The following is a 25,137-nucleotide window of genomic DNA, read 5'->3' on the forward strand; positions in this document are numbered from 1 at the left end:
CATCGGTCGACGTCCCCATGTCGAACCACGCACGAGCCGACGACGAGGCGGAGGAACTGCGCTCCGAACCCAGCCTGCCGAGCGCGGTCGAGTCGACCGAGACCTACGAGACCGACGAGGGGACAGTGTTCTACGACGCCGAGAACCCGATGGCCTGGATCCAGGCCGAGTCGCCGGTGGCGCTGGACGACGTCGCCTGACGGCGTCCGTGCGGCCGGCGGAACGTGACGCCTTTGCCGCGAGGGCACATACCGGCGGACGTGCTTCCAGATGGCGACGGGGACCGATCGCCCCACGAGCCCGAGGAGTTCGATCCGAACAGCCTGGGGCCCGACGCGCCGTCCGCGCCGGGGACCGGGTCGCCCGCCGACGACGTGGCGCCCGAGGTCCCGTCCGCGCCGGAGCTCGACCCGAGCGCCGCGGACCCCGACACCGCTCGCCTGTTCTGGTCGCTCGTCGCCCTGTTCAACGTCGCGCTGCTCGGGCTCTCGATCGGACCCATGATCGGCGTCTTCCTCGGCGACTGGGACCTCGGCCTGCGCGTGTTCCTCGTCGGCCTCCTGACAGGGGGGTACGGGGCGATCAAGTACTATCGGTTCAGGGAGGACGATGCGGCCGACTGAGCCGCCCCGGCGGCATCGGAACGGCTAACCGCCGTCGCCCGTTACCCGGACTCGATGCGAACCGTCGAGGGCCCCGACGGCGACCGATACTTGCTCGTCAAGGAGTCCGGCGAGTCCAGTCTCGTTCGCGACCCGGAGACCGGCGCGGAGCGACATCTCCCCAACGACGACCTCGAGCCCGTCGCCGGCGAGTCGCCGCTGGTCACCGCCGCGGGCGCCGTCGACGAGCCGCTCCGGCGAGTCCTGACGGCCGTCCCCGACGAGCGGGCGCTCGGACTCCTGCTCGAACTCGACGAGCGGGGGCCGCTGGACGTCCACGTGCTGCTCGACGCCTACGACCTCTGCGAGAGCGACCTGCACGGCCTCGTGGCCGAGTTCCGGGCCGCCGGGCTGGTCGCGGAGGCCGACGTCGCCGGGCGACGCGGCTACCGGACGACCGACGAGGCCAGCGAGGCGCTGGACCGGCTGCGGGAGTAGCGGCCGGGAAAATAGCCGCGGTCAGTCGGCCAGTTCCGCCAGGGCGCCGGCCCCGACGCGCTCGACCGACGAGCGGTTCGTAGTCGCGTCCTTCTCCACGCGGACCAGGGCGTCCGCCGCGCCCACGAGCTCCTCGTCGTGACTGACGACCACGATCTGCTCGACGCCGACCTCGTCGCGCATGTACTCGATCAGGTCCAGCAGCTGCGAGACGTGGCCGGAGTCGAGGAAGACCGTCGGCTCGTCGAGGATCAGCGGCGGCATCGGTGCGGACCCCTCGATCCCCTCCGCGAGCAGCCGGTAGATGGCGCACCGCAGGCTGAGGTTGAACAGGGCGCGCTCGCCCCCGGAGAGCTGCTCGGGGTCCAGCTCCTCGCCGTCCTTCTGGTAGACCGTCAGCCGGTACTCCCCGTCCAGCTCGATGCGGGCGTAGGAGTCGTTCTGGTACACCAGATCGAACGTCTCGTTGAGCATCCGCTCCAGCGTCTCGACGTTGCGCTGGCGCAGTTCGGCACGGAGGGAGCCGTACATCCGCTCTAAGTCCTCCGCCTCCTCGTACAGCGAGTCGAGGCGCTCGACGGCGTCGGCCAGCGCGTCGCGGCGCTCGCGTAGCTCCTCCAGCTCCTCGATCTCGTTCTCGACGGCGCCGTGCTGGTTCTGTAGCTCGTTGCGCCGCGCTTCGAGCTCCTCCAGCTTCTCGTCGGCCTGCGCGACGTAGTTCTCGGCGCGTTCCTTCTCCTGCCGGGCCTGGTCGATCTTGTCGTCGTCGAACTCGTCCTCGAGAGTCTGTTTCCGCTCGCGCTTGTCCGCCAGCCGCTGGCGGCGCTCGTCGTTGACCTCGCCCTTTTGCTCGCGCTGCTCGCGCAGGCGCTCGAGGGCGTCCTCCAGCGAGTCGACGGCGTCGATCAGGTCGTCGACGCGCTCCAGCCGGTCGCGGCGCTCCCGGAGGTCCTGGAGCTTCTGGTTGCACTCCGCGACGGTGCTCCGACAGTCCTCGGCCTTCTCTTCGGCCTCGGCCGCGGACTCGCGCTTCTCCTCGGCCACCGCTTCGCGCTCTTCGGCCTCCTCGCGGAGCCGCTCGATCCGCTCCTCGTCGTCCGCCAGCCCGGACTCGCGCTCCTCGATCAGCTGCTCGACGTTGTCGCGGTTGCTCTCCAGCTGGTCGAGCTTCGTCGCGGCCTCCGCGAGTTCCTCGGCGCGTTCGAGCCGCTCTTCCGCCGCCTCGACCGCCTCGCGGGCGTCCGAGAGCTCGGATTCGAGGTCCTCGATCTCGTCCGTCAGGTCGCCGATCCGATCGACGTGGGGCGACCCGTCGACGTCCTGGCCGCACTCCGGGCACCTGCCCTTCTCCCGAAGCTCCGTCGCCTCCTGCAGGCTTTCGCGCTCGTTGTCCAGCTTCGCCTCGAGTTCGGTGACGTGCTCTTTCGCCGCCTGGAGGTCCGCGGCGGCCTGCTCGCGGAACTCGGCCACGCCGTCGCGGTCGATCGGCGCGTCCTCGAAGCGTGCCTCTAGCTCCGCTATCTGTTCGTCGAGGTCGGACAGTTGCTCGCGGCGCTCTGCGAGGCTCTCGCGGGTCTCCGTCAGATCATCTTCCGTCTGTGCCGCCTCCTCGCGCTCGTCCTCGGCGCGCGACTCGAGGTCCTCGGCGCTCTCGCGGAGGTTCTCGGCCTCGCCCTCGTGTTCCTTCGCCTCGACGCTGGCCTCCCTGATCCGCTCCTGGAGCTCGTCCTCGCGCTCGTCGAGGTCGTCGATCCGCGTCGCGACGGCGTCGGGGTCGGCCTCGTCGAGGTCGCTCTCGGCGACGGCCGACTCGAGTTCCGACCGCCGCTCCGAGAGCGTCTCGCGCCTCTCGCGGACCCGTTCGTCGAGCTGGTCGCGTTCCTGCTCGGTCTCGGCGATAGTCTCGCGGAGGTCGGCGATCTCCGCGTTCAGGTCGTCGAGCTCCTCGCGCTTCTCCTCGTACTCCTCGAGGACCGACTCGGCGTCTGAGAGCGTCGAGACGGCGCGCTCGCGCTGCGCTTCGATGCGTTCGATATCGGACTCCACCTCGTTGATCTGGCCGCCGAGCGCGTTGAGGCGGTCGTGGAGGTCCTTCTCCTCTTTCTCCTCGATCTGGTCGTCCAGTTGCGAGAGGGCGCCCTGTTTGTCGTCGCGCACGCGACCGACGCCCACGCGGGCGTCGCTGGCTCGCTCGCGGTACTCCTCCAGTCTGCCCAGCTGGAGGAGGTCGTCGAGCATGTCCTGACGGTCGCCCGGCGAGGCGTTGATGAGCTTGTTCACCTCGCCCTGGCGGACGTAGGCGCAGTTGACGAACGCCTCGTGGTCCATCCGCAGCAGGTCGGTCACGTGGCTCCGGACGGCGCGTGCGCCCTCGACGGTGCCGTTGGGCGTCTCCAGGACGCACTTGGCCGTCGTGGCGCGCTCGCCCGTCGCGCGCACGCGCCGTTCGACGTGGTAGTCCGCGCCCGCGTGCGTGAACCACAGTTCCACCTCGGCGTCGTCGGCCCCGAGCGAGACGACCTCGTCGAGCGTCTCGTCGAGCGCCTTCGCACCGTAGAGGGCGAAGAAGCAGGCCTCGAGTAGCGTGGACTTGCCGCTGCCGTTCAGCCCGTGGATGACGGTCACGCCGCGGTCCAGTCGCAGGTCGGCGTCGGCGTAGCACTTGAAGTTCTCGAGCCTGACGCGCTCGAACCTCATCGTCGTCCCTCCATCAGAAGAACTCCTCCATGGTCGACTGGTCCTCCGGGTCCTCGGCCGGCGCGTCGCCGGCGCTCTCCGGGCCGCCGTCGCCGGCGACCGACTGTTCTGTCTCGTCCGGGCCGTCGTCCGTCGACTCCGTCCCGCCGTCGGCGGCCTCCGCCGCGTCGCCGCCAGCGTCGATCAGTTCGTCGCCGGTCGCCGTCGCGGCCTCGTCTCCAGCCGTGTCACCGCCCTCGTCGATCCCGTCCTCCGCCGGAGCGGGCTCGAAGGCGTCGGCGTCGCCCTCGTCGACCAGCTCCCGGACGCGGTTCTCGACGGCGTCGGCGACGTTGGCGTCGGCGACCTTGGAGGCGCGGATCGTCTCGTCGAGGTCGCGGGCGGCCTCGCTCAGGCCGAGTTCGCGGACGCGCTCGCGGACGGCGTCGTCGGGGTCGGCGAAGCTCACCTCGGTGGCGCCCTCGTCGGCGAACTCGCGGTGGTCGGTGACGCGGGCGACCAGCGCGCCCCGGTCGAGGGCGAACTCCTCGACGGCGGCGGGGGTGATCGGGTCGCCCGCGCCGTCGACGTGGACGATCACGACGGCGTCCTCGAGGTCGTATTGGCCCACGCGCTCGCGCACGCGATCGACGCCCTCGCCCTCGGCGAGGTCGGCCTCGACGTAGACGAACTCGCGGGTGTCTAGCCCGCGGCGGGCGATGGCGACGTCGCCCTCGAAGGTGACGACGTTGTACCCGCGGTCGTCGCGCTCGTCGGCGCTGGCCCGCTCGGTCGACCCGCAGTAGGTGAGCCAGGTGTCCTCGACCTGCTTCGTCTCGGCGGCGTGCTCGTCGCCCAGCAGGAGCGCGTCGAAGTCGACGGTCGCCTCCGCGACGATCGCCTCGGCGTCCCAGGTGCCGTAGTCGAAGGGCTTGAACTGGCCGTGCGTCACCAGCGCCGCGTGGTCGGCATCGTGGGGCGCGAAGTCGTACGCCAGCGCGTCCCGCTGGGAGCGGGGCACGTAGTCGAGTCCGTAGAAGGCGACGTCGCCGACGACGGTGGGCTCGTCGTCGAGTCGCGTCGCCAGCCCCATCGAGGCGAAGAGGTCGAGCCACTGGGCGTCGCGCTTGGCCTCGTGGTTGCCGACGACGGCCAGGAAGGGCACGTCGGCGTCGTCCAGCGTCCGGAGGACCTCCAGCGTGTCGAGGACGTCGGTCAGCGTCGGCCGGCGGTCGTGGAAGAGGTCGCCGGCGTGGACCACGGCGTCGACGTCCCCGTCGGCGGCGTCCGCCGCCACCTGTCGAAACGCCGCCATGAAGTCCTCGCGGCGCTCGGGGACGTGGTACTGCTGGTACCCCAGGTGCGTGTCCCCGGTGTGTATCACCCGCGTCATTTTCCTCCCGCTTGGTCACCGCCGCCTAAAGAGGTTCCGCGACCGCGGTGAAACTGTAGCGGCGGCTGAATCCGAGGTCGGATCGGATCGTTCGCGGCCCGCCGGGCGACGCGAGGCGGCGGAAACCCCGTCATCAGTCTCTGCTCGCGGCTCGCGTGTCGTTCGCGCCACCGCTGCCGGCGACCTCGCGGAACTCCCGGAACGCCGACAGGGCAGCTCTGCCGTCGCTCGCGGTCGCGCTGAGGTCCGTCTCTGCTCGCGCCACCGCTCGTTCGAGTTCGGCCAGCCCGACGTCCTCGACGAAGGCGGCCGCCGCATCCAGGTCGTCGACGGCGGCGTCGGCACGCTCGATCGTCTCCCGGTACTCGCCCCCGTCGTCGTCCGTCGACGGTTCCTCGCGGCCGCCGGCCAGAGATCGCAGGGCCCGCTTGACTGTCGCTTCGTCAGGCACGGGCGCGACTGTCGCCCGATGGGTTAAAAACGTCAGCGTCGACGGGGCGGTGGCGTGGCGGCGAGGCGACGAGAACTAGAGTCGCGCTACGACTCGATCGTTAGCGTGTAGACGCGCTTGCGGGCGTCCGCGAAGGAGAATCGCGAGTCGACGACGCCGACCTCTTCGAGGCGGTTGAGGGCGTACCGGACCGTGCGGGCCGGCAGCAGCGTCTCGTCGGCAAGCTGGCTCTGGGTCAGGGTGTCCTCGTACTCCAGCACCTTCGCGACGAGCTTCGCGCTCGGGGGCAAGTCGCTGACGGCGTCCCAGCCGTCCTCGGGCGCCTCGGACGTACCGGAGAGTTCGGTCGCGCTCATGGTACCTCCCCGTACCGGATACAGACTAATAATATTTCCCGTTCTAGAATATGCACCCCAAGAATCTCTCGGCAAAGTACGTCACCGTTTCCGTCCGATTCAGCCGACCTTTATTGCCGGTAGTTCGGTCGAGACAGAAACTGACCCCACCCGAAGCCTCATAACGACTCCCCCGCTAGCCGGGTGTAATGACTGACACCGTCGACGACGTCGATCTGCCGTACGACGACGACGCGTCGCAGCAAGAGAAAATCGAGGCGTTACAGGAACGCCTCGAGGTGCTGGAGGATCAGAACGAGGAGATGCGGGACAAGCTCCTCGACGCCAACGCCGAGAACAACAAGTACCAGCAGAAGCTCGAGCGGCTCACCCACGAGAACAAGAAGCTCAAGCAGTCGCCGCTGTTCGTCGCCACCGTCCAGGAGCTGACCGAGGACGGCGTCGTCATCAAGCAGCACGGCAACAATCAGGAGGCCCTGACGGAGGTCACCGACGAGATGCGGGACGGCCTCGAACCCGACGACCGCGTCGCGGTCAACAACTCCCTCTCCATCGTCAAGAGCCTCGACGACGAGACGGACGTCCGCGCCCGCGTGATGCAGGTCGACCGCAGCCCCGACGTCACCTACGCCGACATCGGCGGCATCGAGGAGCAGATGGAGGAGGTCCGCGAGACCGTCGAGCTCCCCCTCAAGAGCCCCGGGATGTTCGAGGAGGTCGGCATCGACCCGCCGTCGGGCGTCCTGCTGCACGGCCCGCCGGGCACGGGCAAGACGATGCTGGCCAAGGCCGTGGCCAACCAGACCGACGCCACCTTCATCAAGATGGCCGGCTCCGAGCTGGTCCACAAGTTCATCGGCGAGGGCGCCAAGCTCGTCCGCGACCTCTTCGAGCTGGCCCGCCAGCACGAGCCCGCCGTCATCTTCATCGACGAGATCGACGCCATCGCGGCCAAGCGGACCGAATCGAAGACCTCCGGCGACGCCGAGGTCCAGCGGACGATGATGCAGCTGCTGTCGGAGATGGACGGCTTCGACGAGCGCGGTGAAATCAGGATCATCGCCGCCACCAACCGCTTCGACATGCTCGACCGCGCCATCCTGCGTCCGGGCCGCTTCGACCGCCTCATCGAGGTCCCCAAGCCCGACCGCGACGGTCGCGTCCAGATCCTCAAGATCCACACCCGCGACATGAACGTCGCCGACGACGTCGACTACGAGGTCCTCGCCGACGTCGCCGAGGAGGCCTCCGGCGCGGACATCAAGGCCCTCTGCACCGAGGCCGGCATGTTCGCCATCCGCGACGACCGCACCGAGGTCGCGATGCAGGACTTCGAGGACGCCTGGGAGAAGATCCAGGACGAGGAGTCCGAGGACGAGGACGTCTCCAAGACGTTCGCCTGACCACCTTTTTACTTCGAGGGGTCGCCTGCGGCGACCCCTCTCGCAAAAACGTGGGCGAAAAACGCTCTTCTCGCTCGGCTTCGCCTCGCGAGAAGTGAACCGCGCTCGCTCCGCTCGCGCGGATGCTGGGTCACCTCATTCTTTCCTGTCCTACCGACTGAGCTATTGCGCCCTCGTTCCGCAGTAACTGGAATCGCTACAGTCCAGCAGTCACCCGACGATCACTCCTCCTCGGCCTCGTAGGTCACCTGGACGTCGGCGCGGACGGTGATCGGGCCGCTGTCGATGGTCGTGCCGGCGTCGGCCTGCTCGAGGGCGACGGCTCCGCCGCCGTCGTAGAACTGCTGGCTGGTCGAGATGGACTCGACGCCGGTGATGGTGAGGCCCTCGGTACCGGCGAGCGTCTCGGCCTCGGTGCGGGCCTGCTCCATCGCGCGCTGGAGGGCCTGCTGGCGGAGGGCCTCGCGGTCTTCGTCGGCGAGGCGGAACTGGACGCCGCCGATGGAGGTGGCGCCGTTCGCGACGGCGACGTCGACGAGTTCGCCCACGCGGCTCCTGTCGTCGACGACGAGTTCGAACGACTGGCTGGCGCGGTAGGTCACGGCCGACCGGTTCGTTCCGTTCGCCGGCTGCTGGATCACGGGTCGGTCCGGTTCGTCGGGACGGATTCGCTGGAGATTGTATCCCGTCGTCCGGAACTGGTCCTCGCTGACGTTGGCGTCAGTAAGCGCAGCGCGCAGTTCAGTGACGTTCTGCGCGAGCGCGGTCGTCGCTTCTGCGGGCGTGTCGCCGGTGGCGGCCGATTCGACGTACACCACTGCGGTCGTCGGCTCGCCGGCGGCCTGGCCCGGCGCGGAGACGGAGATGGCCGTACCGGAGACGTTGGCATCGGTACTGGCGTCGTTACCGGCGTCCTGCGCGACCGCGGGCGCCGCGGGAGCGACCGCGAGGACCGCGACGGCGACGGCGGCAAGTACGAGTCCGAGAAGTCGCTGACGGTGGACGTCCATACAGCCGTACCGGCGGCCGGGGGCTTTGTTACGCGGCGGCCGCTCGGCGGTAATCGCGACTAGTCTCGGCCGTGATCTGGTAAGCTCGTGTTACCGATCGAGTCCGGCCGAGCGAAGCGAGGCTGCCGGTGGTGCGGACGAGGACCGGGAGGGGTTCACTCGCGGGCCGGGCGAGGCGCGTTCTCGTACTTGACCATCTTGTCGGGCTTGTCGGAGATGGTGTCGTAGATCTGCCGGAGCGTCTCCTCCGCGGCGAGGAGGTTGTGGTCCTCCAGGAACGCCCGTCCCTCGTCGGTGAGGCCGTAGAACTTCCAGGGGTAGCCCTGTCGCCGGCCGTCCTCGTCGAGCGCGACCTCCTCGACGACGCCGGCGTCGATCAGCTTCTGGACGTGCTTGTAGACGGTGGCGTCGCTGACGCTCGGGTTGAGCTGTTCGAGTTCGTACATCGAGGGGAGCTGCTCGGGGTGCTGGAGGATGTTGCCCACGATGGCGAAGCGCGTCTCCTGGGTGACGAAGTGGAGCAGTTCCCGCGCCGCCGTCCCCTCGGCCGTCCGCAGGTCGGTGCTCATATCGCTCTCTATGCGACGAGGAGGCAAGTAGTTTACCTCTGAGTAAACTACTCCAGAGTGAATTACCACAGGGTAAACCGCTGGCACGAGGTGCGGTCCGGACACAAACCATTTCTTCCGGAGGGCAGATGGGAACAACATGGAAGGCGAGACGTCGCCAGTTCCGGACGAGGTGCTGACCAGCGCGAAGGAGCGACTGGAGGGGGAGGACGTCTCGCTGGCGGACAACGAGGAGATACTACACGCCCTGAGCGAACTCACGCCGGTGTACGAGAACGACCGGTCGTACTTCGTGCTCGGGAACTACGACAGGGGACCGATCCGTCGGCTGAACATCGTCGTCGACCGGTTGAACCGCCGGACGGACGCCTACGCCTTCCGGATGGTGGACGTCCGCGGCGAGTGGGACAACAGCATCCAGAAGTTCTGCCTGATCGCGGACGTCGTGACGTACCTCGTCGGAGTGGCTGAGAAGGAACCCAGCGACTTCCTCGTCGAACAGGGCCTGCTCGTCGGGACGGTCGAGTACTTCTCGAAGAGCCACGTCCTCAAGCGGGAGTACGAGGACGAGGACCACCCGTTCGGATGGATGCAGGACGGCGTCTTCGACCTCTTCGAGCGCGAGGGCCGCCTGTACCGCTGGCGGGCGGAGGCGGACCTCGTCGAGGCGACCGGCGAGTTGCCGTAGCCGGTCGCTCGCGTGCTGTCCGCCGGGCTACATCCCCATGTCTTCAGCTGGCTCCGGGACGGGGAGGTCGTACTGGCTCACCCCGAGCAGTTCGGCGGCGTGATCCATCGCCATGTCGAACCCGTAGTACCGCTCCAGTTCGTCCCCGTCAGGTTCGGGGCGGACTTTCAGCATCGCGTACCCCTCCCGGTTCTGTGCGACGGCGGCCGTCGCGCCGTCCCGTTCGAAGGCCAGCACGCGCTCGGTCTCGGTCTCGTAGTAGCGGGCCGTGATCCCGTCCTCGGTCAGCGTGACCTCCTCGTCGGTCATCGGTCGGGGTTCGGAGTGGCGACAGTCGAAGGTGTCGATATTCGCGTGAGCGGTGTCCTCCGATGAGCGTTCGCGCTCCTCGTGATGACGAGAGAGCTTTGGTCTCTCGAACCGTGAGGACGGGCTCGGTGACACGCGACGGGGGCGGTGTATCACTTGCAACTGTGGTGGGGGCTCCAAAGCTTATGCCGGCGACGACGAAACCACGACGCAACCGATGGGGCGGCGGGGGGACGAGAGCGGAGTGGGCAAGCGCCTGACGAGCGCGCTCGCGGATCGACTGGGCGTCGACATCCGCGCTCTGGCGGCGTTCCGCGTCGCGCTGGGAGCGACGCTGCTGGCCGACTACCTCCGCCGCTCGGCCGACCTGACGGCGTTCTACTCGGACGCCGGCGTCCTGCCGCGGGACGTCCTCGCGGCGCTGTATCCGTCGCTCGCCGGGCTGTCCGTCCACGCGCTGTCGGGATCGTCACTGGTCCAGGCGCTCCTGTTCGTCACCGGGGGCGCGTTCGCCGCAGCGCTGCTGGTCGGGTACCGGACGCGGCTCGCGACCGCCGGCCTCCTGCTGCAGGTCGTCCTCGTCTACGCCGCCAACGCGGCGTTCAAACTCAGGCACGACGCGTGGCTCTCGGGCGAGGCGCTCCAGTACGCCCTCTCGCTGGACCGGTACGTGACGGATTCGGGGCGCTGATCGCCGGATGGCCGGCGCTGACCGCGCTGCTGACCTGGGGGTGGCTGGGACTGGTCGTCTGCTCGCCGCTCCTGCTCGTCCTGACGGACACCCGTCGCGCGGCCCTGACGGGCGCGTTCGCGGCGGTCCGCCTCGGGATGGTCCCGGCGATGAAACTGGGCGTCTTCCCGCTGGTCTGCCTGACGGGCCTCCTCCCGTTCCTGTCGGCCGTCGTCTGGGACCGCCTCCCGGTACCGGACTCGGGGATCACCGCTCGCCTCGCGTCGCGGCTCCCGACGGCGACGTTCGGGTTCGTCGCGATCCTCCTCGTGAACGCGATGAGCCTCGGCTACGTCGACACCCCCGACGGGGTGCCCGACGCGGTGGCGGAGAAGTCCTGGAACATGTTCTCGAACCCGCCGCGCGACGACGGCTGGTTCGCCATACCGGTCACGCTGGAGTCAGGCGAGCGCGTGGACGCGCTCCGGGGGACCGCCGCTCGCTCGCGGCCTACCAGTGTCGGCGCTGGAACGGGGCGCGCGAGGACGGCGCGGTCAGCGTTCGCCTCGTCTGGGTCGAACGACCGCTCGACGCCCCGGGGACCGGTGACAGGGTGACGCTGGGGACCTACGACTGCGGCAGGGTGACCCGCTGACGTCGGCCGGCACCGAAAGCGGCAAGAGCGCCCGCCGCGCCGTCTCGGACATGGCGAAGTGGTTCCAGAGCGGCCGGCGGCGGGACCTCAGCGTGATCCTGGCCGGCGAGGGCGAGCTATCGGGTCAGAAGCTCAAGACGCGGCTGGAGCGCCGCTACGACGAGCGCATCGAGCCCCGGAGCTTCTACGGGGCGCTGTCGTCGATGAAGGACGCCGGTTTCGTCGAGACGCGGACTGAGGGCGTCGCGGACCTCTACTCGCTGACGGAGGCCGGGAAGGAGCGCGTCCGCGAGCAGTTCGAGTGGATGCGCGAGCACGTGGAGGAGTGAGGAACGGGCCGCGGACGGCCGCCCGTGGGCGTACCGGCCGGGACAGGCTTTTGTTCGCGCGCGCTGAGCGGGAACGCGTGAGCGCCCGAAGCGCCCTCATAGCCTGCCTCGATGCGCTCCCGTTCGCCGTCCTCGCGGCCGTCGCCGCGGTCGCCTCCGGTCGCGCCGGCGGTCTGGCGACGACGCTGATCGGCGCGATCGCTGCGGCCGTCGGAGTCGCGGTCCTCACGGTGCTGGCGACGATGAGCGCGAACCGGTACCGCGAGGACGGACGGGCGTTCTACTTCACGCGAGCGGTCGTCGTCGAGGGCCTCCTCTCGCTCCCCTGAGTGTGGCCTGCCGCTAGACCGACCTTTTTCGCTGTGGAGTCGCACCGGTCCAGTATGGAACAGCGACCGCTCGGTTCGACGGGGTACGACGTATCGGCCATCGGGCTGGGAACGTGGAACGTGGGGCCGGTGTGGGCCGACGCGAGCGACGAGCAGGCCCGCGAGGCCATCCGCACGGCGCTGGACGCCGGCGTGAACCTCGTGGACACGGCAGAGGTGTACGGCGAGGGCCGCGCCGAGCGACTCATCGGCGACGTGCTGGAGGGGCGCGACGAGCGGGTCTACGTGCCCACGAAGGCGGCGCCCGACGAGGACGAGCGCCACTCCGAGGAGGGGCTGCGCGAGTCCGTCGCCGGCTCGCAGGAGCGACTGGGCGTCGACTCGCTGGACCTGATCCAGCTGCACTGTCCGGAGACGGCGGCCTTCTACGAGCCGGAGACCTTCGACGTGCTGGAGGACCTGAAGGCGGAGGGGGAGATCGATCACGCCGGCGTCAGCGTCGAGAAGGTCGAGGAGGCCCGCAAGGCCATCGAGTACGACGTCGTCGAGACGGTCCAGATCATCTTCAACCCGCTGCGCCAGCGCCCGGCCGAGCGGTTCTTCGACGAGGCCGAGCGCGAGGACGTGGGGGTCATCGTCCGCGTCCCACTGGCCTCGGGACTGCTGGCCGACGCCTTCGACGGCGACGAGGAGTTCGACGACGACGACCACCGAAAGTGGGCGGTCGAGGACGGCGTCGAGGCCGGCGTCGGCCGCAAAGGTGGCGAGACGTTCGCCGGCGTCCCCTTCGAGGACGGCCTGGCCGCCGTCGACGACATGCGCCGGCTGGTCCCCGAGGACGCCACCATGGCGCAGTTCACGCTGCGGTGGATCCTGGACCACGACGCCGTCTCGACGGTCATCCCCGGCTCGACGTCGCCCGAGCACGTCGAGGAGAACGCGGCGGCCGCGGATCTGGAGCCCCTCTCGCACGAGACCCACGGGGCCGTCCGCGACGCCTACGAGGCCCACGTCGCCGACTACGTCCACCACCGCTGGTGAGCGAGGCTGCGGGGGCGTCGGGCCCCGCCAGTCGGACTCGAAGCACCTGGACCCCGTCTTCTCGCCGAAGTCGCCGACGACGGGTGCGCGACACTTTCCACATCCAACACGTCCGACAGCCCGCCAGCGGTGCCACTGGTCGCTACCTGGTACCGAACCGCGCCCCGGCTCGCCCGTTCCCGGCAAGTCCGTCCCCTTCGAGCGACGATTTACTCGGTTCGTAGTAAGTGTCAGGAATAAGATACTTATGGGTGCCACGGGTACGACAATCCGATGCGGCCCATCGACGCGACACCACTGGCGCGGGACGGCAAAGTGCTCATTCTGGCCTACGATCACGGCCTCGAGCACGGCCCGACTGACTTCACCGAACGGCCGGAGAGCGCGGACCCCGAAGAGGTCTTCCGGACAGCGACGCACGACGCGGTGACCGCGCTGGCGGTCCAGAAGGGCGTCGGTGAGGCGTACTACCCCTCCTACGAGGACGAGGTGACGCTGCTCGCGAAGGTCAACGGCACGTCGAACCTCTGGACCGGCGAGCCCGACTCGTCGGTCAACTGCTCGGTCGAGTACGCCGCGACCGAGCTGGAGGCCGACGCCGTCGGGTTCACGGTCTACCCCGGCTCGAACCACGAAGTCGAGATGGCAGAGGAGTTCCGCGAGGTCCAGGAGACCGCGCGCGAGTACGACATGCCCGTCGTCCTGTGGTCCTATCCCCGCGGCCAGGGCGTCAAGAACGACACGAAAGACGACACCATCGCCTACGCCGCCCGGCTCGGACTGGAGCTGGGCGCGGACGTGACGAAGGTGAAGTACCCCGGCAGCAAGGAGGGCATGGAGCAGGCCGTCCGGATGGCCGGCAAGTCGAAGGTGGTCATGAGCGGCGGGTCGAAGGTCTCCGACGAGGCCTTCCTCGAGAGCGTCCGCGCGGTCATGGACGCCGGCGGCGCCGGACTCGCCGTCGGACGGAACGTCTGGCAGCGCGAGCAGCCCGAACGCCTCCTCGACGCACTGGACGACGTCATCTACGACGGTGCCTCCGTCGACGCAGCACTACAATGAGCAAGACGATAGACCTCTCGGTCGGCAGCACGGACAGGACGGTCAACGAAGTCGTGGACACCGTCGCCCGGGCGACGCCGGAGATCAGGCACGCCATCGCGAACCACCGCGACGCCGTCGACGGCTACAATCCCAGCGGCGAGGAGCAGCTGGCGGCCGACGTCCGGGCGGACCAGATCCTCGAAGAGCGGCTGCTCGCCATCGACGGCGTCGCGACCTACGCCAGCGAGGAGCGGGAGACCATCGCGACGACCGACGGCCGTCTCCACGTGGCCGTCGACCCGCTGGACGGCTCGTCGAACCTCAGTCCCAACGCGCCGATGGGGACGATCTTCGGCGTGTACGACGTTCGCCCGCCGACGCCCGGGCGGAACCTCGTGGCGGCCGGGTTCGTCGTGTACGGCCCGGTCACGTCGATGATCGTCGCCCGCGGCGACACCGTCAGGGAGTACGTCATCCACGACGGCGAGTCCCGCGTGGTCGACGACGACGTGACGCTCCCGGACGACCCCACCGTGTACGGGTTCGGCGGCAGCGACGACGCCTGGCCCGACGAGTTCGCTGCGTTCGCCGACGACACCCGCGAGGACCTGAAGCTCCGGTACGGCGGCGCCATGGTCGCCGACATCAATCAGGTGCTCTCCTACGGCGGCGTCTTCTCCTATCCCGCCCTGGAGGACCGCCCGCGGGGGAAGCTCCGGATCCAGTTCGAGGGCCAGCCGATGGGGTACGTCGTCGAGGCCGCCGGCGGCCGCTCCTCCGACGGCGAGCGGTCGCTGCTCGACGTCGGAACCACCGGCCTCCACCAGCGCACGCCGATCCACCTCGGCGACGAGGACCTGATCGACCGGCTCGAAGCGCACCTCGACTGATCGACGGGCTACCGTCGCCGACTCCGATACATCGCCGGACTCCGTCGCCGAGTTTGCACAAATACCGCCGTTTCACCGCACGAAAGAATGGGTAGTTTTTTTTGACTGATACGTTCGATACGCCGCCTGGACCACGCGACACCGGGGTGGGGGCCACGGTGGCTGTGGTCCGCGACACATGGACGTGCACGACGACGGGGAGCCGTACCAGTGGGTGGAGGGTTCCCTGCACGAGTGGGTGGACTCGCTCGGCATCGACGCGACCGCGGTCGAGTGCCAACTGTGGCTGCTCGCCGCGGTGGCGTTCGTCGCCGACGTACAGTTTACGCACGCCGGACTCCAGCACGGCCTCACCGAGGGCAACCCCCTCATGCGCTGGGCCATCGGTGTGGGTGGCATCACCGCGCTCGCCCTCGCGAAGGGGGCCGTGCTCGGCATCGCCGCGCTCGTACGCGCAGCGTTCCCGCGCTACGGGCCGGTCGTCCCCCTCGGCGTGGCGGTCCCGTGGCTCGCGGCGGTCGACATCAACGCCGCGCTCCTGGTCTGACCGCCCGCCGGGTACTGGCGGACGGACGGTGCGATCCCGCTCGCCGATGGGAGCGGGCGCGCTCGTACCGGCTCTCGTCCGCCAGTAACGACTCCCTCACGGTTTCGCTCGTCGACGAGCGACGGCGTACTCGGACGCCAGACCCGGTAGATTGCGCCCGGACAGCGACGGGTCAGTTCCCGGGGGAACTTTGTTCGGTCGCCACCACTTTCCGGACGTGCCACGCTACGAGCGCTCGGTCCGGGTCGCGGCGGACTTCGAAGACGTCTGGGAGTTCCACTCGCGGGGCGAGGGGCTGGTCGCGCTGACCCCCGACTGGTTCGATCTGCGGATCGAGGCGACCTACGGGCCCGACGGCGACCCCGATCCGGAAGTGCTCGAGGAGGGCGCGGTGATCCACTCGTCGGTGCGGCCGTTCGGCGTCGGCCCGCGCCAGCGGTGGACCTCGGAGATCGTCGAGCGCCGGCGGGAGGACGGCCGGGCGCTGTTCCGCGACCGGATGGTCGACGGGCCGTTCCCCCGCTGGGAGCACACCCACCGGTTCGTCGAGGAGGGCACGGGCACGCGAGTGGAGGACCGCGTCGAGTACGAACTCCCCGGTGGCCCGGTCGGACGGGCCCTCGGCCCCCTCGGCGTCGTGGGCTTCGAGCCGATGTTCCGGTACCGCCACCGGCGGACGCGAGACCTCCTGGAGTGAGAGTCACGCGGCCACCACGACTGTTCGGACCGGCGCGTCGTCACCCGGTTCGGTGCGTGTTACCACCCTCTTTTTGATCGATGCTTTCGTACCGGATGACATGACGGACGTCCTGGTCGTCGGCGGCGGTCCCGCCGGCCTCAGCGCGGCACTGTTCACGGCGAAAAACGGTCTCGACACCGTCGTCTTCGACGCGGACGAGACCTGGATGCACAAGGCCTACCTGGTCAACTACCTCGGAATCGAGGAGATCGACGGGACGGAGTTCATGGAGGTGGCCCGCGACCAGGTTGAGGAGTTCGACCCCGAGATGCGCGACGCCGAGGTGACCGGCGTGGAGTCGACCGACGACGGGTTCCGCGTCACGACGGACGGCGACGAGACGGAGGAGGGCCGCTACCTGATCCTGGCGACCGGCGCGAACCGGGACCTCGCGGAGGACCTGGGCTGTGAGTTCGACGGCGACGTTGTCGACGTGAACGTCTCGATGGAGACCAGCGTCGACGACGCCTACGCCACCGGGGGAATGGTCCGCGACCAGGAGTGGCAGGCGATCATCTCCGCCGGCGACGGTGGGGCCGCGGCGCTGGACCTCCTCTCGAAGGAGGAGGGCGAGCACTTCCACGACTTCGACGTGCCGGACGACTTCGAGTAGACTCGCCGAATCGGCGGCCCTTTTGCCGTCGCGTCCCCGTCACCGTCCGTGACGGAGCCACGCGTCAGCCCGCGCGTCGCCCTCGGGGTCGCCGTCCTCGCCGTCTCGACGAGCGCGATTCTCGTCCGGTGGAGCGAGGCGCCCTCGGCCGTCGCCGCCTTCTACCGGGTGCTGTTCACGACGGTGCTCGTGGCGCCCGCGGCGACGCTGCGGCGGCCGGGCTGGCACCGCCGCCTCTCGGGGCGACGATTCGCCGCGGCGACGCTGGCCGGCCTGGCGCTCGCGGTCCACTTCGCGGCGTGGTTCGAGAGCCTGTCCTGGACCAGCGTCGCCGCCAGCGTCACGCTCGTTCAGGCACAGCCCCTCTTCGTCGTCGCGGGCGCCGCGCTCGTGCTCGACGAGCGGGTCACTCGGTGGACCGTCGCCGGCGTCGCCGTCGCGCTCGCCGGGACGGTCGCGATGTCGCTGGGCGACCTGCTGTCCGGTGGCGCGGTGGGCCCCCGGCCGCTGTACGGGAACGGGCTGGCGCTGCTGGGCGCCGTGGCAGCGGCGGCCTACGTCCTCGCCGGCCGCTCGCTGCGCCAGCGCCTGCCGCTGCTCCCCTACGTCACCGTCGTCTACGCGGTTGCGGCGGCCGGCCTGCTTGCCGTCGTCCTGGCGAGCGGCCACCGACTCGCGGGCTACGCCGCGCGGGAGTGGGTGCTCTTCGCGGGCATGGCCGTCGGGCCCGGGATACTGGGGCACACGCTGGTCAACTGGTCGCTCGCGCACGTCCGGTCCAGCCTCGTGAGCGTGACGCTGCTGGGCGAGCCCGTCGGGAGCGCGTTGCTGGCGCTGGTCCTGCTGTCGGAGGTGCCGGGAGTCTGGACCGTCGCCGGCGGCGCCGTCGTGCTCGTCGGCATCGTCGTGACTGCGTCCAGCCGAACTGCGTGAGGCTGGGCTCGAAAGGCGAGCGTAGCGAGCCTTTCGGCGCGGAGCCGGCCGCAGTCGGGCGGCTGAGACGGCTCAGCTCGCCCGCTTCTCGATCTCGCCGCGGAGCGTCGCGGCGTCGAAGTCGTGGTCCGGTCGGATGTTGACGAAGTCGAGGAACTCCTCGGCGGACAGCAACTCCTCGGGCGAGTAGTGCTCCGCCGCCGCGTCGACGGCCGCCTTCGCCCCGACGATCGGCGTCAGCGCCCCCAGCGCACAGGCGAGGTCGTACGAGCGGGCGTCCTCGATGCCGTCCTCGCGGACGTTGGTCGCGTCGATGAAGTACAGTTCGCCGCCGGCGACGAGGACGTTCTCGCTGCGGAAGTCGCCGTGAGCGATGCCGGCGTCGTGCATCCGCCGGAGGTAGTCGAAGACTGTCGGTGCGTGGGCGGCGACCGCGCTGGGCGGGAGGTCGTCGAGCGTCTCGAAGTCGTCCAGATACTCCAGCACGAGTACGCCCAGCTCCTCGTACTCGAAGGCCTCGACTGGCTCCGGAGTCCTGACGCCGATCTCGCGCATCGACGCCAGCGCCTCCAGTTCGTGCTCGGCCATCTGGTAGGGCGTGCCGAAGTGCTCGAAGAAGCCCTCCCGGCCGGAGGAGAAGGCCCCGAGGTTCCGCCCGGCCGTCAGCAGCGCGTGGACCAGCGAGTTCTGCGGCGTGACGACCTTGATGAACCACCGGTCGTCGACGGACATCGGCGTCGAGAGCCAGTTGTCGGCGTCGAGGAATACCACGTGGGCGCGTTCCTCGCCGTAGCGGTCCAGCACCTCCGCGACGACGCCCTCCAGCGTTTCCCAGGGTACGCGCCCACGAAGCAGTCGACGAAACGCCATCCGCTAGACGGACGAGCGGGTCACTCATAGGAGTTCGGTACCGCGGCGGAGCGGTACGGTCGGCGCAGCGACTCCCGCCCGGCCTACTCCCGCGCCTTCAGGTTGTGGACGGGCTCCAGCCAGTCGACGACCTCGGCGGTCGGTTCGACGGCCTCGGCGATGGCCTCGGCGGGCTTGTACGCCATCGGGGCCTCGTCGCGGACGGACTCGACGACGGACTCGGAGTAGACGCCGTCCATGGCGTCCTCGAAGGCGTCCATGTCGACGGTCTCGTGGGCCTCGCGGCGGCCCATGGTGCGACCGGCGCCGTGCGGGGCCGTCTCGTGGTACTCACCGTTGCCCCTCCCGCGGGCGAGCAGCGACCCCTCAGCCATGTTGAACGGGATGACCAGGCGCTGGCCCTCGCGGGCGGGCGTGGCGCCCTTCCGGATCGTCAGGTCGCGGAAGTCGACGTAGTTGTGGATCGACTGGAACCGCTCGACGGGGTCGACGCCCAGCGCCTCGCAGATCCGGTCGGCCATCACGGCGCGGTTCCAGCGGGCGTACTGCTGGGCGAACAGCATGTCGACGAGGTAGCCGTGGGCCTCCCTGCCGTCGAGGTACGCCAGGTCGTCATCGGGCGCGTGCCAGTCGCCGCCACCGGGCCCGACGCTGGACAGCGCGTCGAAGGCGTCCTCGATCTCCGCCCCCTCGAAGTCCTCGCGGACGGCGTCCTTCCGAATGTGCGACTCGCCCTTGCCGCCGGTGACCCAGGCGTACAGGTCCCCGTCGTCGACCGTCTCGGGATCGAACTTCAGGTAGTCGGCGTACTCGTCGGGGATCCCCTCGCGGATGGCGTCGGTCGCGCGGCGGTCCGCGGCCGTCGACTGCCAGTACTCGGCGACGGACTTGCCGAGGTAGCGCGAGCCGCTGTGGATCACGAGCCAGTAGTCGCCGGACTCGCTGGCGCGGGCGAACTCGACGAAGTGGTTGCCGCCGCCGAGCGTCCCGACCGAACGGATGACGTAACCCATGCTCTGGGCCTGGTCGGCGAGCACGCGGTCGCAGAGGCCCTCGAAGTACTCGCCGTCGTAGCCGTCGAAGTCGAACTCGACGGGATCGATGGGCTCGCCGAACTGCTCCTCGTGGGCGGCGGCGAACTGCTCGAAGACGTCGTTGGCGCGCTCGAAGGGGAACTCGTCGACGAGGTGGACGCTGTCGTCGTACTCGTGGACGGTCTGGCCCATCGGGACGGCGTCGCGCACGCGCCGCTCGCGCTCCGCGTCCGCGAGCGGGAGGGCGTCGCCGAGGTTCGTCGCGCACATCCCGCAGCCCACGTCCACCCCGACGACGTTCGGGACCACTCGCTCCCCCAGCGGCATCGTGAAGCCGATGGGCGCGCCGGCGCCCCAGTGCGTGTCGGGCTGAACCACCACCGGCTCGGTGAACGCCGGGTGGTCGATCAGCTCCTGGATCTGGTCCAGCGCCGACTGCTCGACCAGCGACTCGTCGTCGACCATCACGCGCGCGTCGGTGTGCGCGCCCGTCAACTCGATCATGAGTGCGTGATAGCCGGAGCCGGCTGTTGAACCTCACGGTGCCGTGAGCGCCCGTCCCACGTCGGCGGAAGCGTATAAACCGCCAGTCGAACGCAGTCCGTCCCCGATCCCCGCGATTCTCGGCGTTCTCGGGCCCGTGGAACAGTTCCCGGCTCGCGGGAACGCGCTCCCGTTTATATCGGTATCCGGCACTCAGGTTCACGTGTGAGGTGACACAGATGGCATACCGAGCCGCGGACCCCACGGCGAACGAGTTCGACCTCGCGCCGCAGGGGACCTGGACGGGGTACTGGCTGGCGATCCTGCGCGTCGTCACCGGCTGGTGGTTCTTCCACGCCGGCGTGACGAAGCTCATCGAGGACGGGCTGGCGTACAGCTACGGGCCGATGTACCTCCAGGAGATGACGGGCACGGCGCTGGGCCCCATTCCGGTGTGGATGGGCGAGAACCTGGGCTGGGCGATCCAGGCGCTGGTCCCGCTGGGCGAGACCCTCATCGGGCTGGCGCTGATGGCCGGCGCCCTCGTCAGACTCGCCGCGGCCGCCGGGGCGTTCTTCATGACCCTGTTCTGGGTCGGGAACGCCGGATTCGGTCACGGCCTGGTCAACAGCGACCTGATGGGGCTACTGCTGTTCGTGACCATGATCGTGCTGGCGACCGGCCGCTACTACGGCCTCGACGCCATCGTCGAGAAGACGGAGTTCGTGAAACAGCGTCCGCGGCTGCGGTACCTGCTGGGCTGACCGAGGTGACAAACAATGGAACACAACGCCACCGTCGACCGCATCGCCGCGGGCCTGGGCAGCGGCCTCGTGCTGCTCGGGGTCGTCGTGCTCGGGCTCGTCGAGACCCTCGCGGGCAAGCCGTACGGCGCGGCACCGCTGACCAACGACGCCGGCGAGGTCATCGCCACGCCGCTGATCGACCCGACGCTGCGGACCGGGCTGGTGATCGCCGGACTGGTCGTGCTGGGGCTGTACGCGCTCTACCGGATCGCGACGCCCGAACCGGGGACCGGGGACGACGCGGCCGCCGAAGTCGTCGCTGACTGACCAGGCCGGGTCCGGCCGCCGGTGACGCCGGCGTCGGACCGCACCGTCCGTCGCGGCGCTCTCAGTACCCGAGGCGCGCCCGAAGGGCGGGCCTCGCCACGCGACGATTCCGTCGGCGCTTTGTTCGCACTCCCGAGTGAACGCACCGCCGCCTACTTCCGCCACTCGTCGACCAGCAGTCCGAACTCCAGCAGGTCGACGTACTCGCCGTCGACGAAGGCGTGGCTCCGGCGGCGGCCCTCCTGCTCGAACCCGACCTTCTCCAGCACGCGCTGTGACCCCTCGTTGGTGGCGAAGGCGTCGGCGACGACCTTGTTGAGCCGGCGCTCCTCGAAGCCGTGGCGGACGACCGCCCGGGCGGCGTCCGTCGCGTATCCGCAGTCCCAGTGGTCGGGATGGATCGAGTATCCGAGTTCGGCGAGTCCCCACGGGTGGTCGTCGAGGACGAGGCCGACGGTCCCGACGCGATCGCCGTCGGCCCGGACAACGAACGAGAGGTCGGCCTCGTCGAGGCCCTCGTACCACTCGCGCTCGTCGGCCGTCGTGAAGGGCCGGTAGCTCCCGACGCTCTCGCGCACCCGCGGTTCGTTCATCAGGTCCCGCAGGAAGGGGAGGTCATCCTCGTCGACCGGGTGCAGCGTCACCGCGTCGCCGCGGAGGAAAGCTCCGGGTGGCATGCCCGCGAGTGGCGACGGGCGGGAAGTTCACTGTTCCCCTGGTGTGCGACGAGTTATCGTGGCCGCGCTCCGCACGCTTTTTCAGCGCCGCTGCCGACGTGCCGGTATGCTCACCGAGGGCGATCCCGCGCCCGACTTCGACCTCCCCCGGCCGGCGACCGGCGGGGACGAGACCTATCGCCTCTCCGCCGCGGCCCGCGAGGGCCCCGTCGTCGTGGCCTTCTACCCGCTCGCGGACGTCGACGGCGCGGCCGACCTGCTGACGGTGCTGGCCGAGGCGGACTGGTCGGGCGCCGCCGACCGGCTGGCCGCGTTCGGCGTCGGCGTGGGCGAGCGCGCCGACCACGAGCGCCTCGCAGCGCGGGCTGACGTGGGGTTCCCGCTGCTGCTGGACCGCGACGGGTACTTCGCCGACCGCTACGGCCTCCTCGAACCGGCCGGCGGCGACGCCGTGGCGATGACGCCCGCGCTCTACCTCGTCGACGGCGACTGCGTCGTCCGGTTCGCCCGGCGACTCGACGGCGGCGAGTCACCGCCGATTGAAGCCCTCCGGGACGCACTGGCGTCGCTGTAGACCGGCAGCTAGCTGCGGTCGCTTCCCGCGCGCCTGGAGTCGAACCGCTCAAGCCCGCCCCGTCGTAACGACGGCCCATGGGAACGCCGCTGGACTCGCGCGAGGCGCAGGCCGAGGAAGTGATCGACCGCCTCCACGAGGAGTACCCCGACTCCACGATCTCGCTGAACTTCTCGAACCGGCTGGAGCTGCTCGTCGCCGTCGTCCTCTCCGCGCAGTGCACCGACGAGCGCGTCAACGGGGTCACCGCCGACCTCTTCGAGACGTACCAGTCCGCCGCCGACTACGCCGACGCGGACGAGGAGGAGCTGGCCGAGGACATCTACGGCATCACCTTCCACAACAACAAGGCCGGCTACCTGACGGAGGCCGGCCAGATCATGGTCGACGAGTACGACGGCGAGGTCCCCGACACCATGTCCGGGCTGACCGACCTCCCCGGCGTCGGCCGCAAGACCGCCAACGTCGTCCTCCAGCACGGCCACGATGTCGTCGAGGGCATCGTCGTCGACACCCACGTCCAGCGGCTCACTCGCCGGCTCGGGATCACCGAAGAGGAGCGCCCCGGGGCCATCGAGGCGGACCTGATGCCCGTCGTTCCCGAGACGGAGTGGCAGCAGTTCACCCACCTCCTCATCGACCACGGACGCGCCGTCTGCACCGCCCGGAATCCGGAGTGCGAGGAGTGCGTGCTCGCCGATCTGTGTCCCTCCGCGAAGATGGACAGCGACGTCGACCTCGCCGCTGGCGAACCCTGGGGCTAGGAACCGTCGTCTCGACGTTTTCGGTCGTCCCTGTCGCTCTCGGCGCTGTCACTGTCTGAGGCGGTCTCAAATCGCTCTCGAGAACGGGAGACAACGCCCAGAAAGCCCTCGGCCCGCTCTCCTGAACCGCTACTGACGGCGACAGCGAGACGCCGAAAGCCCTCGGCTCGCTCGCGGGATCTGTGCGGGATATCCTCGCCTCGCTCGGATAGTGCCCGCGCACATCCCGCGACCGTGCCTCGCCCTTTCATCCACCGAAAGACTCGCTTCGCTCGTCTTTCGAGCCCTGTGCTCGAAAATCGAAGATTTTCGGCATGACGAGAGAGCGAAGCTCTCTCGAACCACCTCGCTCCGCTCGGCAGGACGCCAGGTCGCAACCGCAGCCCTGCCTTTCCCCGGGTCGCGCGATGAACGCGCTCCCGGCCGACCGCAGGCGCGCGCTGGCGCTCGTTTCATCGAGCGCCTGAGTAGTGCGAGGTCTTCGCGAGCGCAGCGAGCGAAGGCTCGTCAGAGCTTGCTCTGACGGTGGACGACGGAGCGAACGGAGTGAGCGACGGAGTCGGCTGGGGAGGACGTGGGACGGTGCGGTCCTGGCGGATGAAAGGGCGAGGGCCGCTCGCGCCGGAGGGTCGTCGCTGGGCGACCTCTATCCGAGCGCAGCGAGGATATGTCGGCCAGCGGCCGCGAGCGGGCCGAGGGCTTTCTGGTCGTTCGAAGTCGTTGCGGTCGTTCCAGAGAGCGGACCGAGGGCTTGCTGGTCGTTCTGTATTCGCCACGAACGGTATTTAATACCGTAAATGGTGCGAAATGTAATACAATGGTAGAAAATACCACCTACAGCACGTACCGAATCCCGAATCGGATCACACCCACGATATAGGCCAGCAGCCAGAAGATGACGTAGCCGAAGACGCCGATGCGCAGGCGGGAGCGCCAGTGGCCCATGCGCTCGCCGCCGATCTCGTCGAGCAGGACGTCCTGGTCGTAGTCGTTGTAGAGGTCGTGCTCGTACTTCGCGCGGAAGATGCGGACGATACCGGTCATGGCAAAGAGCAGCATGGCGTAGGCCTGGAGTCCGAGGACGGCGTGGATGGCGGAGAGGCCGCCGAACTGGTCGGGGAGGCGGGGCGCCATCCAGAACACGACGGGGACGGTCGTCAACACGAGCCCGGTGAGGACGAACTTCAGGTGGTAGACGAGCACGTCCCAGGTGACCGGCTCGGTCTCGATGATGTACCAGGCACCGTAGAGGAAGCAGGGGAGGCTGAGGGTCACGGCGACGAGCGCGATCGTAGCGACGACACCCGTCGGCAGTCCCGGCATAGCGGACGCTAGGGAAAGGCGTCGCTAAAGCGTGCCGGACGCGACCGACGAGCGGGCGTCTCAGGCTGTACGGTCGCGTCACTGTCACTCCTCCAGATCCCGCCGGCATCGGCGGAGGAACGCACCGACGTCGAGCGGTTCGCGCTCCCGGGCGAACTCGAGGTAGGGCTCCAGCCCCTCGCCCGCGTCCGTCAGCGTCACCGCGCCGGAGTCGCTGTCGTAGGTGACCAGCCCGCGCTCGGCGAGCTTCGGGACGTCGGCGTGGTGGAGGCGCGCGCGGACGCGCTCCTCCGTCTTCGGCGTGAGCGACTCGCTGGTCGTCTCGTTCTCGATGGCCGCCAGGTGCGGGGCGAGCTCGTCGAGCGTCATCGTACCGCCGCGCTCGTAAAGCACGTAGAGGAGAAAGCGTGGCCGTCTGTCGGCCAGCAACCCGAAGATCGCGCTCGGCGTCAGCGGGACGTCGGGACGCTCCGCGGGACCGGACGACTCGCCGTCCGCCGGTTGCTCCCCGTCCGACCCCTCGTCGTGACAGTCGTTACCCATTACCATACAACAGGACAGGGAGCCAATTAATACTCCGGGTCGATCCGCGGG

Annotated in this window: 32 protein-coding genes; 20 read left to right on the forward strand and 12 right to left on the reverse strand. The window is 69.4% G+C overall.

Annotated features, from left to right (window positions below; genetic code table 11):
- Nucleotides 1–17: 17 nt before the first annotated feature.
- The 3 genes from LCY71_RS13580 to LCY71_RS13590 are packed head-to-tail and all read left to right on the forward strand — an operon-like array spanning nucleotide 18 to nucleotide 1,100.
- On the forward strand, nucleotides 18–200 hold the full coding sequence (locus LCY71_RS13580; RefSeq protein ID WP_225333685.1) for a DUF7331 family protein: 183 nt from the start codon (nucleotides 18–20) through the stop codon (nucleotides 198–200).
- Nucleotides 201–260: 60 nt separating this feature from the next.
- Nucleotides 261–623, forward strand: a complete 363-nt coding sequence (locus tag LCY71_RS13585) for a DUF7322 domain-containing protein (RefSeq protein WP_225333686.1) — start codon at nucleotides 261–263, stop codon at nucleotides 621–623.
- A 54-nt stretch (nucleotides 624–677) separates the two neighbouring features.
- Entirely contained in the window at nucleotides 678–1,100 is a 423-nt protein-coding gene (locus LCY71_RS13590; RefSeq protein ID WP_225333687.1) for a DUF7346 family protein, read from the forward strand.
- A 21-nt stretch (nucleotides 1,101–1,121) separates the two neighbouring features.
- Here LCY71_RS13590 and rad50 read toward each other — a convergent pair whose 3' ends face one another.
- From rad50 to LCY71_RS13610, 4 genes are all read right to left on the reverse strand, one after another.
- A complete protein-coding gene (rad50, locus tag LCY71_RS13595) occupies nucleotides 1,122–3,797 on the reverse strand; it encodes a DNA double-strand break repair ATPase Rad50 (protein WP_225333688.1) in 2,676 nt (891 codons plus the stop codon).
- Nucleotides 3,798–3,810: 13 nt separating this feature from the next.
- Complete coding sequence (mre11, locus tag LCY71_RS13600) at nucleotides 3,811–5,169, reverse strand: DNA double-strand break repair protein Mre11 (protein WP_225333689.1); 1,359 nt, start codon at nucleotides 5,167–5,169, stop codon at nucleotides 3,811–3,813.
- A 133-nt stretch (nucleotides 5,170–5,302) separates the two neighbouring features.
- The gene (locus LCY71_RS13605) at nucleotides 5,303–5,620 is read right to left on the reverse strand and encodes a DUF7966 family protein (protein WP_225333690.1); all 318 of its coding nucleotides are present in this window, start codon (nucleotides 5,618–5,620) and stop codon (nucleotides 5,303–5,305) included.
- 86 nt (nucleotides 5,621–5,706) lie between these two features.
- On the reverse strand, nucleotides 5,707–5,976 hold the full coding sequence (locus tag LCY71_RS13610) for a MarR family transcriptional regulator (protein WP_225333691.1): 270 nt from the start codon (nucleotides 5,974–5,976) through the stop codon (nucleotides 5,707–5,709).
- Nucleotides 5,977–6,164: 188 nt separating this feature from the next.
- Between LCY71_RS13610 and pan1 the strand changes: the two genes are divergently transcribed.
- Entirely contained in the window at nucleotides 6,165–7,379 is a 1,215-nt protein-coding gene (gene pan1, locus LCY71_RS13615; protein ID WP_225333692.1) for a proteasome-activating nucleotidase Pan1, read from the forward strand.
- Between the two features lie 221 nt (nucleotides 7,380–7,600).
- Here pan1 and LCY71_RS13620 read toward each other — a convergent pair whose 3' ends face one another.
- Together LCY71_RS13620 and LCY71_RS13625 are read right to left on the reverse strand one after the other, a co-directional pair.
- The gene (locus LCY71_RS13620; RefSeq protein WP_225333693.1) at nucleotides 7,601–8,389 is read right to left on the reverse strand and encodes an SIMPL domain-containing protein; all 789 of its coding nucleotides are present in this window, start codon (nucleotides 8,387–8,389) and stop codon (nucleotides 7,601–7,603) included.
- Between the two features lie 155 nt (nucleotides 8,390–8,544).
- Nucleotides 8,545–8,958 carry a winged helix-turn-helix domain-containing protein gene (locus LCY71_RS13625; RefSeq protein ID WP_225333694.1) on the reverse strand — a complete coding sequence of 138 codons (414 nt, stop codon included), beginning with the start codon at nucleotides 8,956–8,958 and terminating at the stop codon, nucleotides 8,545–8,547.
- A gap of 139 nt (nucleotides 8,959–9,097) precedes the next feature.
- On the opposite strand from LCY71_RS13625, the gene LCY71_RS13630 reads away from it, so the two are divergent.
- Nucleotides 9,098–9,646 (forward strand): DUF8170 family protein, encoded by a 549-nt coding sequence (locus tag LCY71_RS13630; protein ID WP_225333695.1) that lies wholly within the window; start codon nucleotides 9,098–9,100, stop codon nucleotides 9,644–9,646.
- A 27-nt stretch (nucleotides 9,647–9,673) separates the two neighbouring features.
- On the opposite strand, the gene LCY71_RS13635 is transcribed toward LCY71_RS13630, so the two are convergent.
- Nucleotides 9,674–9,955, reverse strand: a complete 282-nt coding sequence (locus LCY71_RS13635) for a DUF7111 family protein (protein ID WP_225333696.1) — start codon at nucleotides 9,953–9,955, stop codon at nucleotides 9,674–9,676.
- 217 nt (nucleotides 9,956–10,172) lie between these two features.
- On the opposite strand from LCY71_RS13635, the gene LCY71_RS13640 reads away from it, so the two are divergent.
- From LCY71_RS13640 to LCY71_RS13690, 11 genes are all read left to right on the forward strand, one after another.
- Nucleotides 10,173–10,646 (forward strand): HTTM domain-containing protein, encoded by a 474-nt coding sequence (locus LCY71_RS13640; protein WP_225333697.1) that lies wholly within the window; start codon nucleotides 10,173–10,175, stop codon nucleotides 10,644–10,646.
- On the forward strand, nucleotides 10,577–11,242 hold the full coding sequence (locus LCY71_RS13645) for an HTTM domain-containing protein (protein WP_225333698.1): 666 nt from the start codon (nucleotides 10,577–10,579) through the stop codon (nucleotides 11,240–11,242). Before LCY71_RS13640 ends, LCY71_RS13645 begins: the two co-directional genes overlap by 70 nt.
- 88 nt (nucleotides 11,243–11,330) lie before the next feature.
- Nucleotides 11,331–11,609, forward strand: a complete 279-nt coding sequence (locus tag LCY71_RS13650; protein ID WP_225333699.1) for a PadR family transcriptional regulator — start codon at nucleotides 11,331–11,333, stop codon at nucleotides 11,607–11,609.
- A gap of 77 nt (nucleotides 11,610–11,686) precedes the next feature.
- Nucleotides 11,687–11,938: a hypothetical protein gene (locus LCY71_RS13655; RefSeq protein WP_225333700.1), complete on the forward strand. Its 252-nt coding sequence runs from the start codon at nucleotides 11,687–11,689 to the stop codon at nucleotides 11,936–11,938.
- Between the two features lie 54 nt (nucleotides 11,939–11,992).
- Complete coding sequence (locus LCY71_RS13660; protein WP_225333701.1) at nucleotides 11,993–12,979, forward strand: aldo/keto reductase; 987 nt, start codon at nucleotides 11,993–11,995, stop codon at nucleotides 12,977–12,979.
- Between the two features lie 273 nt (nucleotides 12,980–13,252).
- A complete protein-coding gene (locus LCY71_RS13665) occupies nucleotides 13,253–14,041 on the forward strand; it encodes a class I fructose-bisphosphate aldolase (RefSeq protein ID WP_225333702.1) in 789 nt (262 codons plus the stop codon).
- Nucleotides 14,038–14,913 (forward strand): class 1 fructose-bisphosphatase, encoded by an 876-nt coding sequence (locus LCY71_RS13670; RefSeq protein ID WP_225333703.1) that lies wholly within the window; start codon nucleotides 14,038–14,040, stop codon nucleotides 14,911–14,913. The genes LCY71_RS13665 and LCY71_RS13670 overlap by 4 nt, the downstream gene beginning before the upstream one ends.
- Nucleotides 14,914–15,091: 178 nt before the next feature.
- Nucleotides 15,092–15,460, forward strand: coding sequence for a DUF5658 family protein (locus LCY71_RS13675; protein ID WP_225333704.1), 369 nt, complete (start codon nucleotides 15,092–15,094; stop codon nucleotides 15,458–15,460).
- A 217-nt stretch (nucleotides 15,461–15,677) separates the two neighbouring features.
- A complete protein-coding gene (locus tag LCY71_RS13680) occupies nucleotides 15,678–16,157 on the forward strand; it encodes an SRPBCC family protein (RefSeq protein ID WP_225333705.1) in 480 nt (159 codons plus the stop codon).
- A gap of 100 nt (nucleotides 16,158–16,257) precedes the next feature.
- Nucleotides 16,258–16,812 (forward strand): NAD(P)/FAD-dependent oxidoreductase, encoded by a 555-nt coding sequence (locus tag LCY71_RS13685; RefSeq protein WP_225333706.1) that lies wholly within the window; start codon nucleotides 16,258–16,260, stop codon nucleotides 16,810–16,812.
- A gap of 48 nt (nucleotides 16,813–16,860) precedes the next feature.
- On the forward strand, nucleotides 16,861–17,745 hold the full coding sequence (locus LCY71_RS13690) for a DMT family transporter (RefSeq protein ID WP_225333707.1): 885 nt from the start codon (nucleotides 16,861–16,863) through the stop codon (nucleotides 17,743–17,745).
- A gap of 72 nt (nucleotides 17,746–17,817) precedes the next feature.
- Here LCY71_RS13690 and LCY71_RS13695 read toward each other — a convergent pair whose 3' ends face one another.
- Both LCY71_RS13695 and LCY71_RS13700 read right to left on the reverse strand, forming a co-directional pair.
- Entirely contained in the window at nucleotides 17,818–18,615 is a 798-nt protein-coding gene (locus LCY71_RS13695) for an RIO1 family regulatory kinase/ATPase domain-containing protein (protein WP_225333708.1), read from the reverse strand.
- 83 nt (nucleotides 18,616–18,698) lie between these two features.
- Nucleotides 18,699–20,153: an RtcB family protein gene (locus tag LCY71_RS13700; protein WP_225333709.1), complete on the reverse strand. Its 1,455-nt coding sequence runs from the start codon at nucleotides 20,151–20,153 to the stop codon at nucleotides 18,699–18,701.
- 218 nt (nucleotides 20,154–20,371) lie between these two features.
- Here LCY71_RS13700 and LCY71_RS13705 point away from each other — a divergent pair, with 218 nt between their 5' ends.
- Nucleotides 20,372–20,896 (forward strand): DoxX family membrane protein, encoded by a 525-nt coding sequence (locus tag LCY71_RS13705; protein WP_225333710.1) that lies wholly within the window; start codon nucleotides 20,372–20,374, stop codon nucleotides 20,894–20,896.
- A 15-nt stretch (nucleotides 20,897–20,911) separates the two neighbouring features.
- Entirely contained in the window at nucleotides 20,912–21,205 is a 294-nt protein-coding gene (locus LCY71_RS13710) for a hypothetical protein (RefSeq protein WP_225333711.1), read from the forward strand.
- A 152-nt stretch (nucleotides 21,206–21,357) separates the two neighbouring features.
- On the opposite strand, the gene LCY71_RS13715 is transcribed toward LCY71_RS13710, so the two are convergent.
- Nucleotides 21,358–21,882: a GNAT family N-acetyltransferase gene (locus tag LCY71_RS13715; RefSeq protein ID WP_225333712.1), complete on the reverse strand. Its 525-nt coding sequence runs from the start codon at nucleotides 21,880–21,882 to the stop codon at nucleotides 21,358–21,360.
- A gap of 106 nt (nucleotides 21,883–21,988) precedes the next feature.
- Between LCY71_RS13715 and LCY71_RS13720 the strand changes: the two genes are divergently transcribed.
- On the forward strand, nucleotides 21,989–22,456 hold the full coding sequence (locus tag LCY71_RS13720; protein WP_225333713.1) for a redoxin domain-containing protein: 468 nt from the start codon (nucleotides 21,989–21,991) through the stop codon (nucleotides 22,454–22,456).
- 77 nt (nucleotides 22,457–22,533) lie between these two features.
- A complete protein-coding gene (gene nth, locus LCY71_RS13725; RefSeq protein WP_225333714.1) occupies nucleotides 22,534–23,220 on the forward strand; it encodes an endonuclease III in 687 nt (228 codons plus the stop codon).
- A gap of 834 nt (nucleotides 23,221–24,054) precedes the next feature.
- Here nth and LCY71_RS13730 read toward each other — a convergent pair.
- Together LCY71_RS13730 and LCY71_RS13735 are read right to left on the reverse strand one after the other, a co-directional pair.
- A complete protein-coding gene (locus LCY71_RS13730; RefSeq protein ID WP_225333715.1) occupies nucleotides 24,055–24,543 on the reverse strand; it encodes a DUF7321 family protein in 489 nt (162 codons plus the stop codon).
- A gap of 84 nt (nucleotides 24,544–24,627) precedes the next feature.
- Nucleotides 24,628–25,086, reverse strand: a complete 459-nt coding sequence (locus tag LCY71_RS13735; RefSeq protein ID WP_225333716.1) for a DUF7344 domain-containing protein — start codon at nucleotides 25,084–25,086, stop codon at nucleotides 24,628–24,630.
- Nucleotides 25,087–25,137 lie beyond the last annotated feature (51 nt).

Origin of the sequence: Halomicrobium urmianum (assembly GCF_020217425.1) — an archaeon.
GTDB lineage: Archaea > Halobacteriota > Halobacteria > Halobacteriales > Haloarculaceae > Halomicrobium > Halomicrobium urmianum.